General features: G+C 73.1%; 11 protein-coding genes. 4 read left to right on the top strand and 7 right to left on the bottom strand.

Going from position 1 to position 16718, the window contains the following annotated elements; genetic code table 11:
• Positions 1–21: 21 nt before the first annotated feature.
• The 4 genes from AB0G47_RS40035 to AB0G47_RS40050 all read right to left on the bottom strand — a co-directional run bounded on the left by AB0G47_RS40035 (position 22) and on the right by AB0G47_RS40050 (position 3695).
• Positions 22–894 (bottom strand): biotin-dependent carboxyltransferase family protein, encoded by an 873-nt coding sequence (locus tag AB0G47_RS40035; protein WP_360780774.1) that lies wholly within the window; start codon positions 892–894, stop codon positions 22–24.
• Positions 891–1505, bottom strand: a complete 615-nt coding sequence (locus AB0G47_RS40040) for an allophanate hydrolase subunit 1 (protein ID WP_266869098.1) — start codon at positions 1503–1505, stop codon at positions 891–893. Before AB0G47_RS40040 ends, AB0G47_RS40035 begins: the two co-directional genes overlap by 4 nt.
• Positions 1502–2290 (bottom strand): 5-oxoprolinase subunit PxpA, encoded by a 789-nt coding sequence (locus tag AB0G47_RS40045; protein WP_360780779.1) that lies wholly within the window; start codon positions 2288–2290, stop codon positions 1502–1504. The genes AB0G47_RS40040 and AB0G47_RS40045 overlap by 4 nt, the downstream gene beginning before the upstream one ends.
• Positions 2291–2393: 103 nt before the next feature.
• On the bottom strand, positions 2394–3695 hold the full coding sequence (locus AB0G47_RS40050; protein WP_360780782.1) for an MFS transporter: 1302 nt from the start codon (positions 3693–3695) through the stop codon (positions 2394–2396).
• 179 nt (positions 3696–3874) lie between these two features.
• On the opposite strand from AB0G47_RS40050, the gene AB0G47_RS40055 reads away from it, so the two are divergent.
• From AB0G47_RS40055 to AB0G47_RS40070, 4 genes are all read left to right on the top strand, one after another.
• Complete coding sequence (locus AB0G47_RS40055; protein WP_360780785.1) at positions 3875–4579, top strand: GntR family transcriptional regulator; 705 nt, start codon at positions 3875–3877, stop codon at positions 4577–4579.
• A gap of 58 nt (positions 4580–4637) precedes the next feature.
• Positions 4638–6164, top strand: coding sequence for a hypothetical protein (locus AB0G47_RS40060; protein WP_360780788.1), 1527 nt, complete (start codon positions 4638–4640; stop codon positions 6162–6164).
• 115 nt (positions 6165–6279) lie between these two features.
• Positions 6280–7122 (top strand): hypothetical protein, encoded by an 843-nt coding sequence (locus tag AB0G47_RS40065; RefSeq protein ID WP_360780860.1) that lies wholly within the window; start codon positions 6280–6282, stop codon positions 7120–7122.
• Positions 7123–7182: 60 nt separating this feature from the next.
• Positions 7183–11982, top strand: a complete 4800-nt coding sequence (locus tag AB0G47_RS40070) for a hypothetical protein (RefSeq protein ID WP_360780791.1) — start codon at positions 7183–7185, stop codon at positions 11980–11982.
• Positions 11983–11996: 14 nt separating this feature from the next.
• Here AB0G47_RS40070 and AB0G47_RS40075 read toward each other — a convergent pair whose 3' ends face one another.
• From AB0G47_RS40075 to AB0G47_RS40085, 3 genes are read right to left on the bottom strand one after another with little or no spacing between them, the layout of a single operon-like run.
• Positions 11997–13133 carry an aromatic ring-hydroxylating dioxygenase subunit alpha gene (locus AB0G47_RS40075; protein ID WP_360780794.1) on the bottom strand — a complete coding sequence of 379 codons (1137 nt, stop codon included), beginning with the start codon at positions 13131–13133 and terminating at the stop codon, positions 11997–11999.
• A 32-nt stretch (positions 13134–13165) separates the two neighbouring features.
• On the bottom strand, positions 13166–15634 hold the full coding sequence (locus AB0G47_RS40080; protein WP_360780797.1) for an FAD-dependent oxidoreductase: 2469 nt from the start codon (positions 15632–15634) through the stop codon (positions 13166–13168).
• The gene (locus AB0G47_RS40085; RefSeq protein ID WP_360780800.1) at positions 15631–16716 is read right to left on the bottom strand and encodes an S-(hydroxymethyl)mycothiol dehydrogenase; all 1086 of its coding nucleotides are present in this window, start codon (positions 16714–16716) and stop codon (positions 15631–15633) included. The genes AB0G47_RS40080 and AB0G47_RS40085 overlap by 4 nt, the downstream gene beginning before the upstream one ends.
• Positions 16717–16718 lie beyond the last annotated feature (2 nt).

The following is a 16718-nucleotide window of genomic DNA, read 5'->3' on the forward strand; positions in this document are numbered from 1 at the left end:
CGGCTCTCACGTACGCGGCGCTCAGGTACGCGGCGCCCCCGTGACGAAGCGCAGCGGCGTGCCCGGCACCGCCTGGGCGGCCGCGCCGAGGTCGGCCTCTCTGACCACCGCGATCACCGGGTACCCGCCGGTCGTCGGGTGGTCGGCGAGGAACACCACGGGCCGGCCGTCCGGCGGCACCTGGACGGCGCCGAGGACCATGCCTTCGCTCGGCAGCTCGCCGGTGAACGCCCGCTCCAGGGAAGGGCCTTCGGTGCGCAGGCCGATGCGGTTGCTCGCCGACGACACCCGGTACGCGCGCGTGGTCAGCGTGCGCAGGGCGCCGGACGTGAACCAGTCGGCGCGTGGTCCGGGCGTCACCCGCAGGACCAGTTCGTGCGGTGGTGCCGGGTGCGGGACGGTGTCCACGCGCGCGTGGGGCGCGACAACGCTCCCCAGAGGAAGGACGGTTCCGTCCGCCAGGAGCGGTGGGCCTAGGCCGGAGAGCAGGTCCGTGGAGCGGCTGGCGAGCACGGGTTCGACGGCGACGCCGCCGCCGAACGCGACGTAGGACCGTACTCCGGAGACGGCCGCCCCGATGTCGAGCAGTGCCCCGGCCGGGACCCGCACGGGCGCACCCCACGCTGCGGGACGGCCGTCGACGCGCACCGGGCACGGCGCGCCGGCCACCGCCACCGTCACCTCGCAACGAGGACGTACGGAACAGCCGTTGAGGGTGGTCTCCAGGACGGCGGCGTCGGGCGGGTTGCCGACCAGGCGGTTGGCCAGGCGCGCGGCAGCCGGATCGAGCGCTCCGGAGCGCGGCACCCCCAGGTGCGCGTGCCCGGGGCGGCCCTGGTCCTGCACCGTGGTCAGCGCACCGGCCCGTACGACGGCGAAGGCACGGTCGGTCATCGTGCCTCCGGGACGAAGCGCACCCGTACGCCGGGAGCGAGCAGCGCGGCGGGCACGCGCGCGTGGTCCCACAGCACGGCATCGGTCGAACCGATCAGCTGCCAGCCACCGGGCGACGGGCGCGGGTACACCCCGGTGTAGGGCCCGGCGAGGGCGACGCTGCCCGCCGGGACGGTCGTGCGTGGAGTGGCCCGGCGCGGTACTTCGTAGTGGCCCGGCAGCCCGGTCAGATAGCCGAAGCCGGGCGCGAATCCGCAGAAGGCGACCCGGAATTCGGCCGCCGAGTGGATCCGTGCGACCTCCTCGGGCGGCACACCCCAGTGCGTCGCCACCTCCGCCAGGTCGGGGCCGTCGTAGCGGACCGGGATCTCCAGGACCGCCTCGTCGCGCGCCGAGAGCGGCGGGATCTCCAGACCGGCGAGCTCCGCCCCGACGCGGCCGGGGTCGTCAAGGCCGTCAAGGAGCACCGTGCGGGCCGCGGGCACGAGTTCGCGCACCCGGATGAGTCCCGCGGCCCTGCGGCGCAGCAGCTCGGCGTGGAGCGCCTGCGCCTCGGCCCCGTCGGCGAGTTCGACGAGCAGCGCCCGGCCGCCGACCGGAAGCACCCTCACGCGAACGCCTCGACGCCGACGCCCGCTGCTTCGAGCCGTGCCCGGATCTCGCGGGCCAGGCCCACCGCCCCCGGAGTGTCGCCGTGCAGGCACAGCGAACGCGCGCGGACGTCGATCCGCCGCCCGTCCTGGGCGGCGACGGTCCCGGACCGGGCCATGGAGACGGAGCGTTCGACCACGGCGGCCTCGTCCGTGATGACGGCGCCGTCCCGGCCGCGCGGCACGAGCGTGCCCTGCGGGGTGTACGCGCGGTCCGCGAAAGCCTCGGTGACGACGGGAAGGCCGGCCTTGCCGGCCACCTCCAGGAAGCGTGAACCGGGCAGTCCGAGCACCGGGAGGGTGGCGTCCGCGAGCAGCACTCCGTCCACGACGGCACGCGCCTGGTCCTCGTCGTGGACGACGCGGTTGTAGAGCGCGCCGTGCGGCTTCACATACGACACGCGCGTGCCCGCCGCCCGTGCGAAGACCTCCAAGGCGCCTATCTGGTACGCCACTTCGGCCGCCAGCTCGTCGGGCGGCACGTCCATCGCGCGCCGCCCGAAGCCCGCCAGGTCGCGGTAGGAGACCTGCGCACCGATCCGTACCCCGCGCTCGGCCGCCTGTGCGCAGACCCGGCGCATGGTGGCCGCGTCCCCCGCGTGGAACCCGCAGGCCACATTGGCGCTGGTGACCACGGAGAGGAGCTCCTCGTCGTCGGTCAGGCGCCAGCGGCCGAAGCCCTCACCGAGGTCGGCGTTGAGGTCGATCACGGCGTCGGCCTGCGGTCCTGCAGCGGCGTCGGTCATCTACGTAGGTCTCCTGTTTCGCTGTGTGACAGACCGGGCTGGTTTCAACCCGGCTGGTGTTGATCGTGGAAGACCTGATGGCGCATCGGGATGGAGGCCCCGGTCACAGCAGCTCCTTGCCCCGCGTCTCGGGGAGCCCGAGGAGGGCGAGGACGGCGATCGCGTAGCCCACGGCGCCGAAGACCAGCGCACCGCCGACGCCCCAGCTGTCGGCCAGGAAGCCGACCATGGTGGGGAAGACGGCGCCCACGGCGCGCCCGGTGTTGTACGTGAAGCCCTGGCCCGTGCCGCGCACGGCGGCCGGATACAGCTCGCTGAGGAACGAACCGAACCCGCTGAAGATCGCCGACATACAGAAGCCGAGCGGGAAACCGAGCACCAGGAGAAGGCCGTTGGCGCCGTCGGGGATGTTCGTGTACGCCAGGATGCTGGCCGCGGAGAGGAACGCGAAGAGCGTGATGTTCCGTTTGCGGCCCAGCACATCGGTGAGATAGCCGCCTGCCAGATAGCCGATGAAGGCACCGGAGATGAGGAAGGTGAGATACCCGCCGGTGCCGACGACGGTGAGCCCGCGCTCGGTCTTCAGGTAGGTGGGCACCCAGGTGGCGAGCGTGTAGTAGCCGCCCTGTACGCCGGTCGAGAGCAGCACGGCGAAGAGGGTGATCCGCAGCAGGCCGGGCTTGAAGATGGCGGTGAACGAGCCCTTGTCGGCGCTCTTCTGGCGTTCCGCGGCCGCTTCGGGGGCGTCGTGGACGTTGCGGCGTACGTAGACCACCAGGAGGGCGGGCAGCGCGCCGGTCCAGAACATCACCCGCCAGGCGATGTCCTCGTCCAGGAACTGGAACACCAGGGTGTAGACGATCACCGCGAGCGCCCAGCCGACCGCCCAGGCGCTCTGGATCGCGCCGAGCGTGCGGCCGCGGTTCTTGGCGGTGGCGTACTCGGCGACCAGGATCGCGCCGACCGCCCACTCGCCGCCGAAACCGAGGCCCTGGAGGGCGCGGAACACCAGCAGCGTCTCGTAGTTGGGCGCGAAACCGCAGGCGACGGTGAAGACGGCGTACGTGATGACCGTGATCATCAGCGCCTTGACCCGGCCGATCCGGTCGGCGATGACGCCCGCGACGGCGCCGCCGATCGCGGAGACGACGAGGGTGACCGTGGTGAGCAGGCCGGTCTGGCCGCTGTCCAGGCCGAAGTACGCGGCGAGCGCGACCATGCTCAGCGGCAGCGTGAAGTAGTCGTAGGAGTCGAGGGCGTAGCCCCCGAAGGCGCCGGCGAAGGCGCGGCGGCCGCGCGGACCGAGGTCGCGCAGCCAGCCGAACGCGCCGCCGCTTTCGGGGAGTTCGGCTGCGGCGGGGCGTGCCTCGGTGGAGACGGCCTGTGGTGGAGGGGGTGTGCTCATGGGCACCTCGCAGGAGGGGGACGGAGGGTGCGGAGTGGGCCGAGCGTGTCGCGTGGGTCGGGCATCGCGGGCTTACGGAGCGGGTGGGGACCGTGCCGTGCCCGCCAAGGTAGAGGATCGTTGAACGATCCCTCAATACCCATGTTGTTTCGTTCTTCTGTCTGCGATTGAATCCGGGCATGACCGAGGGAATCGCTGGCGCGAGCGGACTGGCCGACGACCGGGCGCTCCTGGGGCGTACGAGCACGGCGGAGCGGGTCTCGGACATCCTTCGCGGCCGGATCGCGGAGGGCTACTTCCCGCCCGGGGTGCGGCTGTCGGAGGACAGCATCGGCGGCGCCCTCGGCGTCTCGCGGAACACGCTGCGCGAGGCCTTCCGGCTGCTCACGCACGAGCGACTCCTCGTCCATCAACTCAACCGCGGGGTATTTGTCCGAGTTCTCACCATTGAGGACGTGGAGGACATCTACCGCACCCGGCGCCTCGTGGAGTGCGCGGTCGTCCGCGGACTCGGCGACCCGCCCTTCGCGCTCGACGGGCTCGCGGGCGCCGTCGCGGACGGCACCAAGGCGGCCCGCGAACGCGAGTGGAAGGGCGTCTCCACCGCCAACATCCACTTCCACCGCGAGCTGGTCGCGCTCGCCGGCAGCGCCCGCACCGACGAGGTCATGCGCAGCGTCTTCGCCGAACTGCGCCTGGCCTTCCACGTGGTGGACGATCCGCGACGCCTCCACGAGCCGTATCTCGTACGCAACCGGCAGATCCTCGACACCCTCCGGGCCGGGGACGCCGCCGAGGCCGAACGGCTGCTCGCGGAGTATCTGGACGACTCCCGCAACGGGCTCGTCGAGGTGTACGGACGCCTGGTGCCGACCGAGGCCTGAGCCGGTCGCTTCTGCGCTGTTTCGACCGTTGTCAGACCGAGGACCTAGTCTGTGCACCGTGACTTCGCCTGCCGTTACGGACACCGCTCCGCCCCAGCTCAGCGCGGGGCCGAGGCCCGCTCTGGGCCCGGCCGCCGACGAGGGCCTGGCGCGGCGGCTCCGCGCGCTCGCCTGCACGGCGCCGCTGCACGACCTGGACACGCGCAAGGCCAACCTGGCGGGCGAGTACACCGTGTACGCGATGGCGGAGGTGGCCCTCTCCGCCATCGACCTCGTCACGCTCAACATGGACTTCGACACCGGCGCCGACCATGAGCAGATAGTGGCCAGGCTGCTCCCGCGCGTCGCCGCGCAGGCCCCGCGCCGCCCCGCCGCCGAGCACGAGCGGGTGGCCCGCTGGGTCCTGGAGAACCTGATCAACGTCGGCAGCGTCGACCGCGGCTTCCGAGCGGTGTACGGCACCTTCGCGCCCGACGGCACGTATGTGCGCAGGGACTACGACTTCAAGCTGATCGAAGAGGTCCCCGGTTACGGGGGCGGCGTCTACCTCCGCACGACCGACGAGGCGGTCAACGTCCTGGTGGGCGCCCTCGACACGGACGTCACCAGCGCCCAGATCGCCGCCGAGGTGAAGCTGGAGGTCCTGATCAGCCGCGGCCGTCTCGCCGACGCCCAGCTCGCCGCCGAGCAGGCGCGCTATCGGACCGTGCAGTATTCGGAGACCCTCCGCAAGGCCCTCGACGCGACCCGGCGCAATGTCCGCGCGGTGGACTGGCTGCAGGCCGTCCCCGACATGATCGCCGAGGCGCTCGACCACGTCGCCGACCGCTACCGCCACGAGAACGCGATCCTGACGAACATCCGCAAGGCCCGCGACGAGACCGAGGACCCCGAGCACAAGCGCCGCGCCGCCGAGCTGGTCGACATCGTCAAGGACTGCATCCGCCGCCATACGCAGCTGCAGTCCCGGCTCCTCGAAGCGGGTCCGCTGTTCCGCGCCGAGCAGGACCGCCAGGCCTTCGCGGCGCCCACCGCCCGCACCGGCCTCGACCTGTACGGCCAGCTCGTCGCGCCGCTCCTGCCGCTCCCGGTCGAGCAGGCGAGCCGCGTCACGGGTGCCTTCTTCGCGCGTGGGACGGGGCTGCGCACACCCGTCTCCGTACGGGTCGGGGACCTGGTCGACATACTGCTCACGCCGCCGCAGGAGCGCGAGCACCTGGGCGTGGAGATGCCCGAGCCCGACCTCATCGCGACGCCCGACGACAGCCGCTTCAGCGAGGAGCAGCTCGCGAGCGCCATGGAGCTGCTCGACCTGCCCGCCGACGCGCCCCGCCGCCTCTCCGGACTGCTCGCCGACGCCCGCTGCCGCGACGCCGAACTGCCCTATCTGGTCGCCCTCCTGGCCGTCCACGCGGCGAGCCCGCCGGTCGGCACGGCCTACCGCCAGGGCGAGGAGAAGCTCCTGTTCGCCGTGGACGACGGCACGGAGCTCGACGACCCGGAGTTCGGCGGCGCGGACCTCATCGTGGGCACGGCCCTGCTCGACGCCGCGGGCATGGCCGCCGACCGGACGGAGGCCGCGTGAGCACTCCCGCCCCTCCCAGGACTTTCCCGTACGACCGCCGCAAGGAGCACAAGCCGTGACCGACCACCCCGCAGAGCACGCCGCGTGGGGCGAGCCGGGTCCCCCGACGGCACCTGTGGCGCCCGCCGCGACCGCGGCCGTCACCCCGGCCGACGCCGCCGACGCCGCGCGCCTCGTCGCCTTCGGGCTGCAGCCCAAGCTGCAGCCCGCCCGCGACCAGGAGTACGCCGAACTTCTCCGCCGATACCGCGAGGACCCGCCCTTCGCGCGGCTCGCCGACGCCGTCGCCACCGGGCTCGGCCTGGTCGTCCTTGAGGTGTCCCCGCGCGCGGGCATGGCAGTGACGGCCGCCGAGGACTCCGTGTTCGCCGTCCGCATGGGCGACTACGCGCGCAGGACCGCCGCCGACTCCACCGACCGCTTTCTGCACGGCCTCGCCCATCTTGCCGTCGCCGCCATGGCGTTCCCGCGCCCCGAGGACCTCGCCGACGACGGATACATCGGCCGGGTCACGGTCAACGGCGTGGACGCCTTCGTACGCCAGGCCTGCCACCGCCTGGAGGAGCGCGCCGAGGAGCAGGGCGAGAACACCGACCCGGCGACCGACGCCCCCGGCCTCGAAGCCGCCTGGCGGATCTGGGCGCGGCGCAGCTCCACCGGCGCCACCAAGGACGCCCGGCGGCTCGCCGGTTCGACCACCGGGATCATCGGCAAGGCCGTCGCGTTCCTCACCGACTCCGGGTTCCTGCAGCGCACGGGCGACGACTCCGGCGGGACGTACCGCACCACCGCGCGCTATCAGCTGCAGGTCCGCGACATGGCGGGCGGCGCGGCCATGGCCGAGCTCATCGAACTCGGCATCGTGCCCGTCACGGACGGGTCGGCGACCCTGCTGCCCCCCGACGAGACCGACGACCTGGAGCTGGCCGCCGACGCGGGCCTGCCCTTCCACTCCTGACGTCACCGCCGCCCTTAACTTCCTGCTGTTCCTCACGACTTACGACGAGAGTCCGCCGCCATGTACGAGCTGTCCCGGGTCCGCCTCTACTCCATCGGCCCCGCCGGTGCGCGCTACGCCGACACCGTGCTTGACCTGCGCGGCGTGGGCGCGGAGGTGCCCGACCCCGCGCCCGCCCAGGCGGAGTTCTTCGAGGAGGAGCCGGTCGGCCCGCCGCGCCGCCCGGCGCCCGCGGGCGTGCTCTTCCTGGAGAACGGCGGCGGCAAGTCCGTCCTGCTCAAGCTGATCTTCTCGGTGATGCTGCCGGGCCACCGCAATACGCTCGGCGGCGCCAGCTCCGGAGTGCTGCGCAAGTTCCTCCTCGCCGACGACTGCGGGCACGTCGCCCTGGAGTGGCAGCACACCCTGACCGGCGAGTGCGTCGTGGTCGGCAAGGTCAGCGAGTGGCGCGGGCGGCAGGTCTCCAACGACCCGCGCAAGTTCGCCGAGGCCTGGTACTCCTTCCGGCCCGGACCCGGTATGAGCCTGGACTCGCTGCCCGTCGCCGAGTCCACCGCGGTGCGGCCGCCCGTGGAGGGCGCGTCGGGCGCCCAGGGGCGGCGGCGCACGATGAAGGGCTTCCGCGACGCGCTGACCGAGGCGGTCAAGGCGTACCCCCACCTCGAAGTGCACTGGGAAGAAATCCACGACCGCTGGAACGAACACCTCGGCGACCTGGGCCTTGACCCCGAACTCTTCCGCTACCAGCGGGAGATGAACGCCGACGAAGGAGAGGCTGCGGGTCTCTTCGCGGTCAAGAAGGACTCCGACTTCACCGACCTGCTGCTGCGTGCCGTCACGGACACCCGCGACACGGACGGGCTCGCCGACCTGGTCCATGGCTTCGGCAACAAGCTGGGGCGCCGCTCCGAGCTCATCGCCGAGCGGGACTTCACCGCCGGGTCCGTCGATCTGCTCGGGCGGATCGTCGACGCCGCCGAAACGCGGGCACGCGCGCGTGACGTGCACGCGGGCGCCGAGCGGCGCACCCGGACGCTCGCCCGCCGGCTCTCCGCGCGGGCCGTCGCCGAGCGGGGCCGCGCCGCCGAGCTCGCCGAACGGGTCACCGCAGCCGCGCACACCGTCACGACGGCCGAGCAGGCACGCGGCAGGTCCGCGCTGATCTCCGCCGAACTCGCCTTCCGGCACGCCTCGTTGGCGCTCACCGTCGCCGAGAAGGCCGCCGCGGCCCAGCGCCGCGAGCTGGCCGACGCGCGCCAGCTGCACTCCGCCTGGCAGGCCGCCGAGGCCGTACTGCGCCACCGCGCGGCCGCCGACCGCTCCGCGCGCGTGGCCGCCGCGATCCTGGAGGCCGAGCGGGACGCCGCGCCCGCGCTCGCCGCCCGCGCCAAGGCGGCGGCCGATCTCGTACGGGTCCTGCACACCGCGGCCGAGGGCGCCGAGTCGCTCGCCAACGAGGAGGAGGAGCGCTCGGCCGCACTCCAGGAGACCGGCGAGGCCGCCCACCGCGACGCCACCGCCGCCGCGACCGAGGCCCAGCGCGCCCGCAGCGAGGCAGGCCACCTGCGCCAGCGTCTGGCCGAGGTCGAGCAGGAGACCGCCGAGGCCGTCCGCGCGGGCTGGCTCGACGACACCGCCCCGGACGCCGACCCGGCGCGCGCGGCACTGGCCGCAAGCGACGCCGAGAAGACCGCGGTCGCCGCCTGGGAGACCACCCGCGAGGCCGCGCTGCGCTCCGCCGAGCACGCCAAGGAGGCGGGCGCCGCCGAGGCCCGCGCGGAACTCACCGCGGCCCGCGCGTCGGACGCCGCGGACGCCGCCGAGCACGCGTACGACGCCGAGCGCGGGGCCGCCGAATCGATCGCCGACGACGAGCGCCTCGCCGAGCTGCTCGGGCTGCCCGGGGTGGGCTCCCCGGGCGGGGTGCCGCAGCCCCGGCAGGGGGTGAGGGGCGGCGCGGGTACGGACGGCAACGGGACCGCGCACTCCGGCGACGCCACCGGCGAAGGCTCCCCGGCGGACGAGGTCCCCGGCTCCGCCGCGGGGTCCGGCACGCGCGGCGGCTCCAGCGCCACCGCGGGCTCCGCCGCTCAGACCGGTTCGGCCGCGGCGGCGAGCGCAGGCACCCTCACCCATCCCCCGGCCGAAGGCCCTCTCTCCGTAGCGGAGTTGGACCGCAGCGCCGACGACCTGCGCACGCTCCTGGAGGACGGCGTCGGGTCCGCCGAGCGGCAGCTCTTCGAGCTGCGGACCGCCGCCGCCGACGACTCCCGCATCCTGGGCGCCCTCGGTGACGGCGGGCTGCTGCCGCCGGGCCCCGACGTCCTGGCCACCGTCGAGTTCCTCGGCGAGCACGGCATCCCCGCGCTGCCCGGCTGGCGCTATCTGGCCCAGGCTGTCGACCCGGTCGACCACGCGCGCGTGCTCGCCGCCCGGCCCGAGCTGGTCGACGGCGTCGTCATCACCGACCCGGCCACCCACGCACGCGCCCGCGAAGCCCTCGACGGCGCCGCACTGCTGCCCCGCTCGGCGGTCGCCGTCGGCACCGCCGCGGCCCTCCTCGCCCCGACACCGGCCGATGAAGCAGGCGATGCGGGAGTCTTCCTCGTACCCCCGAACCCCGCCATGCACGACGAGCACGCCGCCGACGAGGAGCGGCAGACGCTGCGCGCACGGGCCGCGCGGCGCGACGAGGAGATCAGGGCGCTCGCCGTCCGCCTCGCCAAGGACCGTGAGCTCGCCGCGCGGCTCGCCTCCTGGCGCACCGGCTGCCCGGCGGGACGCCTCGAGGAGCTGGCCGCCGCCGCACGCGGCGCCCGCGCCTTCGCCGAGGAGGCCGAGGCCGAGCTCGCCGAGGCCCGGACCATCCGCGCCGAGGCCGACGAGGCGGCCGCCGAAGCGGCACGCGTGCGTGACGAGCGGCAGGAGGCCGCCCAGCGCGCCCGCCGCGTCGCCGACGCCCTGGCGGGGCTCGCCTTCCGGCTCCGCGAGCGGGCCGGCTGGCAGACCAAGCTGCGCGAACTCGCCGACGACGCCATCGAGTCGGAGTCCCGCGCCCAGACCTGTCTGGACCGTGCCCGCGCCGCCGACGAGGACCGCCGCGCCGCCCAGCGCGCCGCCGACGACGCCCGCCGTACCGCCCGCGCCCTGCGTGCCGAACGTGCCGAGATCGCGGGTGCCCCCGAGGACGTGCCGGAGGGCACCGACGCCCCCAAGGCCTCGTTGCCCGCCCTGCGCGAGGCCTACCGCGCCGCGTCCCAGCTCTACGAAAAGGTCGGCGTCGGCGCCGACCTGCGCGCCGAGCAGGCCCGCGCGGAGAGCGACGAGAGCGGCGCCCTCGCCGAACTCGACCGGCTCAGCAACAAGGTCCGCACCCGCGCCGCCCTGCTCCTCGAAGGCACGGACGGCTCCGACGGACCGTCCCGGCAGGCCGCGGCCGCCCGCGCGGAAGCCCAGGTCCAGCTCATCGAGACCCGCGCGTCCACCGCGAGCGAGCAGCTCGGCAGGCTCCGTGGCGAGGCCGAGCGGCTCGCCCCCGAGGACGGCGACGCGCACACCGAGCTCCCCGAAGACCTCGTGCCCGCCGACGCCGAGCAGGCGCAGACCCTCCTGCGCACCGCCACCGGCGAACTGGCCGCCCACACCGATGCGCTGACCCAGGCCAAGGACGCGCACGCCGCCCTGCTGCACTCCCACCGCGCCACCGAGGACGCCGCAGGCGGCTTCGACGAGACGGCCGCGCTCCTGCGCGACCTGCTGCGTGAGCACCAGGACGAGGAAGGGGCCGAAGAGCCCGAGCCGTTCCCCGGCTCCCTCGAAGAGGCCCGCCAGTCGGCGGCCGAGACCCGCCGCTCGCTGCGCGGCTGCGCCGCCGACCTCTCCGCCGCCGAGGCCGCCGTCCGCGAGGCGAGCGACATCCTCGTACGCCATGCGAACTCCACCCGCTACGAGCAGGTACGCACCCCCGCCCGCCAGCAGATCCGCGAGCTGCCCGCCTCCGCGCTGCCGGAGCACGCCAAGAAGTGGGCGGACGCCTTCGCACCCCGACTGCGCGTCCTCACCGACGAGTTGGAGCAGCTGGAGCGCAACCGCGACAGCATCGTCGACCGGCTGCGCGGCTTGGTCGAGTCCTCGCTCGCCACGCTCCGTTCCGCGCAGCGCCTCTCCCAGCTGCCCGAGGGCCTGGGGGAGTGGTCGGGCCAGGAGTTCCTGCGGGTCCGCTTCGAGGAACCCGACCAGGCGACGCTGACCGAGCGCCTCGGCGAGGTCATCGACGAGGCCACCCGGGCGGCCGTGAAGAAGAACTCCGATCTGCGGCGGGACGGCATGTCCTTGCTCCTTCGCGGAGTTCAGGCCGCCCTGGAGCCGCGCGGCATCGCCGTGGAGATCCTCAAGCCGGACGCGGTGCTCCGTGCCGAGCGGGTGCCCGTCGGGCAGATGGGCGACGTGTTCTCCGGTGGTCAGCTGCTCACCGCGGCCATCGCCCTGTATTGCACGATGGCCGCGCTGCGCAGCAACGACCGGGGCCGCGACAAGCACCGGCACGCCGGCACGCTGTTCCTCGACAACCCCATCGGCCGCGCCAACGCGACGTATCTCCTGGAGCTCCAGAGGGCCGTGTCGGACGCGCTCGGCGTGCAGCTGCTCTACACCACGGGCCTGTTCGACACGACCGCGCTCGCCGAGTTCCCGCTGGTCATCCGCTTGCGCAATGACGCGGACCTGCGGGCGGGCCTGAAGTACATCAGCGTCGAGGAGCACCTGCGGCCGGGCCTGCCGCAGCAGGACCCGGCCGAGGAGACGGTGCACGGGGAGATCACGGCGACGCGGATGTACAAGAGGCCCGCCACGACTTCTTAGGACAGGACGACTTCCTAGGGCAGGACGACTTCCTGGGACAGCCGCTCGGCCAGCCACTGATGGAAGATCCCGATGTGATGCTCGGTCGGCACCAGCACCCCGCCCCCGCGATAGGCGCGTGACGCCATCGCGGGCTGGGTGCGCTCGCAGGCCGCGAAGTCCTGTTCGTTGACCCGGTGGAAGAGCTCTACGGACTTGCCGAGGTCGGCGCCCGAGGCGACGACGTCGGGTGCGTACAGCCAGTCGCACTCGACGACCGTGCGGTCCTCGGCGAGGGGGAACATCCGGTGCAGGATCACATGGTCGGGGACGAGGTTGACGAAGACGGTCGGCTTGATGGTGATCGCGTAGTAGCGGCGGTCCTGGTCGTCGGCGACCGCGGGCAGTCGGCCGAAGCCCGCGCTGCCGTCGACGGTGAAGCCGCTGACCTCGTCGCCGAACGAGGCGCCGTGCCCGACGTAGTACTGGGCGGCGAACCCGTCGGCGAACTCCGGCAGGACCTCGGTCAGTTCGGGGTGGATGGTCGCGCAGTGATAGCACTCCATGAAGTTCTCGACGATGAGCTTCCAGTTGGCGCGCACGTCGTAGGTGATGCGCTTGCCGAGGGCGAGCCCTTCGGTCCCGTACCGCTCGATGGACGCCGCGTCGCCGAGCCGCTCCACCGCCGCCCCGACGACGCTCTCCTCGAAGGAGGGCGGCTCATCGGCCAGGCACACCCAGGCGTAGCCGAGCCATTCCCGTAGCGCGACCTTGACCAGGCCGTACGCGGTGCGGTCGACGTCGGGCATCTTCACCAGGTTGGGCGCGGCGATCAGCCTGCCGTCGAGGTCGTACGTCCATGCGTGGTACGGGCATTGCAGGTTGCGGCGCACCTCGCCCGACTCCTGGGTGCAGAGCCGCGCGCCGCGGTGCCGGCAGATGTTCAGGAAGGCCCGCAGCTCCCCGGAGCGGGACCGGGTGACCAGGACGCTCTCGCGGCCGATCTGGACGGTGCGGAAGGCGCCGGGCTTGTCGAGGTCGGCGGAGCGCACCGCGCAGAACCAGAGGGACTCGAAGACGCGTTCCTGTTCCTGCCGGAAGATCTCCGGATCCGTGTAGAAGTGGCCCGGCAGCGTCGAGACGAGGCTGTCGGAGATGGGGGTCGTCGTCACGGTGGCGTACTCCTCCAACGGCGGACAGGCGATCAGCGGCGGATGCGGGTCATCTTCGGGTCGAACAGCGGCTCCTCGGCGACGGTCGCGGGAACCTTCTCGCCGAAGTACTCGATGTGCGTCGCCGTTCCCGCCTCCAGGGGCGGCAGCCAGGCGTACGCGACGCAACGGCCCAGCGTGTAGCCGTACGAGGCACTGGTGACATACCCGGCGGGGACACCGGCCCCGTCGATGGACACGGGCTCCTTGCCGAGGACGACGGCGGCCGGGTCGTCGAGCAGCAGCGCGGTGAGCCTGCGCTCCGGGGTCCCCTTCGCCTCCAGGGCCGCACGCCCCACGAAATCGCCCTTGTTCATCCGGACGGCGAAGCCGACGCCCGCCTCGAACGGGTCGTGCTCGGTGGTCATGTCATGGCCCCAGGCGCGGTAACCCTTCTCCAGGCGCAGGCTGTTGAACGCGGACCGTCCCGCGGCGATCACGCCGTGCCGCTGCCCTGCCTCCCAGAGCGTGTCCCAGAGCCGGAGCCCGGTGTCGGCGCCGGTGTACAGCTCCCAGCCCAGCTCGCCGACGTACGACAGGCGCATCGCCGTCACCGGGACATGCCCGATGTAGGTCTCCTTGGCCTTGAAGTAGCCGAACCCCTCGTGTGAGAAGTCGTCGCGGGTGAGCGGCTGGACGAGCTCGCGGGCGAGCGGCCCCCAGACGCCGATGCAACAGGTGCCCGAAGTGATGTCCCGCAGGTGGACGCCGTCCGGGGCGTGGCGAAGCAGCCAGTCCAGGTCGGCGGGGGAGTTGGCGCCCACCTGGAAGCGGTCGGGCGCGAGGCGGGCCACGGTGAGGTCGGACCGGATGCCGCCCGCCTCGTCCAGGAGCAGCGTGTACGTCACCGAACCGGGCTTCTTGGCCAGGTTGTTGGAGGTCATGCGCTGCAGGAAGTCGAGCGCGCCGGGCCCTGACACCTCAAGGCGGCGCAGCGGCGTCATGTCGTAGAGGGCGACCTTCTCGCGCGTGGCCTTCGCTTCGGCGGCCGCGATCGGCGACCAGTGGCGGGCCGACCAGGCGTCGCGCTCGGGCACCTCGACGCCCGCGGCGAGCGGGGCGTTCGCCTCGTACCAGTGCGGACGCTCCCAGCCGCCGCCCTCCAGGAAGACCGCGCCGAGCTCCTGCTGACGGGCGTAGAAGGGACTGACCCGCAGCGGCCGGGGCTGCTCCATCGGCTGCAGCGGATGGATGACGTCGTACACCTCGACGAACTGCTGTGCGCCCCGGTCGGCGACGTACGCGGGCGAGCGCTGGGCGTCCTCGAAGCGGGTGAGATCACAGTCGTGTACGTCGATGGAGGGCCGTCCGTCGACCATCCACTCCGCGACGGCCTTCGCGACCCCCGCGGAGTGCGTCACCCACACCGCCTCGGCCAGCCAGAATCCGCGCAGCGCACGGGATTCGCCGAGCACCGGCATGCCGTCCGGCGTGAAGGAGAAGACGCCGTTGAAGCCCTCGGCGACGTCGGTGTCGCGCAGCGCCGGCAGCAGCCAACGGCAGTCCTCCCAGCTCGGCGCGAAGTCCTCCTCGGTGAAGGGATACGAGGACGGCATCTCATCGGCGTCGTCGTACGCCGGGACGGTGAACGCGTCGACGGGCAGCGGCCGGTGGGCATAGGAGCCGATGCCGATGCGGTCGGTGTGCTCACGGAAGTACAGATCGCGGTCCTGGAAGCGCAGGATCGGCCTCGACGCCTCCGTGCGGGGGTCGTTGACGCCCGCGAGCGCGGGCAGCGGCTCCGTCTTCGCGTACTGGTGCGCGAGGGGGAGCAGCGGTATGTCGATCCCGGCCATCCGCCCGATCACCGGGCCCCAGAAGCCGGCGGCCGACACCACGTGGTCGGCGGGAAAGGTGCCCCGGTCGGTGACGACGGCGGTGACGCGGCCACCTGTGGGGCCGTTGGGGCCGTCCTCCCGCTCGATGCCCGTGACGGTGTGCCGGTCGAGAAAACGGGCTCCACGCGCGCGTGCCCGCTCGATCTGCGCGCGGCAGGCGAGCACGGCGCGGGCGAGCCCGTCGTCGGGGGTGTGCAGACCGCCGATGACCCGGCTCTCGTCGATGAGCGGCCACATCTCCTTGCACCGCGCGGGCGAGACCAGTTCCGCTCGGATCCCCCAGGACGCGGCGTATCCGGCCTTGCGGTGCAGGTCGGCCCAGCGTGCGTCGGTGGTGGCGAGTTCGAGGCCGCCGACCGGGTTGAAGCAGGAGAGGCCGTCCACTTCGAGGGACCCGAACTTCTGGACCGTGTACGTCGCGAAGGCGGTCAGCGTCTTGGACGGCCCCGTCTGGAAGACGAGCCCGGGGGCGTGCGACGTGGAGCCGCCGGGGGCGGGCAGCGGCCCCTGTTCGAGGACGGTGACATCGGTCCAGCCGCGGGCGGTCAGCTCGTCGGCGAGGGAGCAGCCGACGATGCCGGCGCCGATGACGACTACGCGGGGAGCTGTGGTCTGCGTGGTCACAGGACCACCACCGAACGCAGGACCTCGCCGCGCCGCATCCTGCCGAACGCCTCCTCGACCTGGTCGAGAGCGATGGTCTCGGAGACGAATCCGCCGAGGTCGAGCCTGCGGCTGAGGTACTGGTCGATGAGGATCGGGAAGTCACGGCTCGGCAGACAGTCGCCGTACCAGGAGGACTTGAGGGCGCCGCCGCGCGAGAACAGGTCGATCAGCGGCAGGTCGATCGACATCTCCGGGTCGGGCACGCCGACCTGGACGAGCACACCCGCGTGATCGCGCATGTAGAAGGCCTGTTTGTACGTCTCCGGGCGGCCGACCGCGTCGATCGCGACGTCGACGCCGAAGCCGCCGGTCAGCTCGCGCACCGCGTCGACCGGATCCGTGCCGCGGGAGTTGACGGTGTGCGTGGCGCCGAACCGGGTCGCGCCGTCGAGCTTGCCCTCGTCGATGTCCACGGCGATGACGCGGCGCGCCCCGGCCAGCGAGGCGCCGGCGATCGCGGCGTTGCCGACCCCGCCGCAGCCGATGACGGCCACGGTGTCGCCGCGGCCGACCCGGCCGGTGTTCACGGCGGCCCCGTACCCGGCCATCACGCCGCAGCCGATGAGCCCGGCGGCCTCGGGGCGGGCCGCCGGGTCGACCTTCACCGCCTGCCCGGCGGCGACCAGGGTCTTCTCGGCGAAGGCGCCGATGCCGAGGGCGGGGCTGAGGGGGGTGCCGTCCAGGAGGGTCATCGGCTGGGCGGCGTTGCGCGAGTCGAAGCAGTACCAGGGGCGGCCGCGCAGACAGGAGCGGCAGGCTCCGCAGGGGGCGCGCCAGGCGATGACCACGTAGTCGCCGGGGCGGAGATCGGTGACGTCGTCGCCGACCGCCTCGATGGTGCCGGCTGCCTCATGGCCGAGCAGGAACGGGAAGTCGTCGTTGATCGCGCCCTCCCGGTAGTGCAGATCCGTGTGGCAGACCCCGCAGGCCTGCACGGAGACGAGTACCTCTCCCGGTCCGGGATCTGGCACGACGATCGTCTGCACCTCGACGGGTGCGCCCTTCTTCACGGCGACGACGGCACGGACCTCGTGTGGCACGG

Source organism: Streptomyces sp. NPDC021622 (assembly GCF_040640795.1).
Taxonomy (GTDB): Bacteria; Actinomycetota; Actinomycetes; order Streptomycetales; family Streptomycetaceae; genus Streptomyces.

What these genes read in the sequence shown, in the direction of transcription:
- AB0G47_RS40050 (WP_360780782.1), bottom strand. Translation starts at nt 3,695, where the DNA reads ATGAGCACACCCCCTCCACCACAGGCCGTCTCCACCGAGGCACGCCCC.
- AB0G47_RS40055 (WP_360780785.1), top strand. Translation starts at nt 3,875, where the DNA reads ATGACCGAGGGAATCGCTGGCGCGAGCGGACTGGCCGACGACCGGGCG.
- AB0G47_RS40070 (WP_360780791.1), top strand. Translation starts at nt 7,183, where the DNA reads ATGTACGAGCTGTCCCGGGTCCGCCTCTACTCCATCGGCCCCGCCGGT.
- AB0G47_RS40045 (WP_360780779.1), bottom strand. Translation starts at nt 2,290, where the DNA reads ATGACCGACGCCGCTGCAGGACCGCAGGCCGACGCCGTGATCGACCTC.
- AB0G47_RS40035 (WP_360780774.1), bottom strand. Translation starts at nt 894, where the DNA reads ATGACCGACCGTGCCTTCGCCGTCGTACGGGCCGGTGCGCTGACCACG.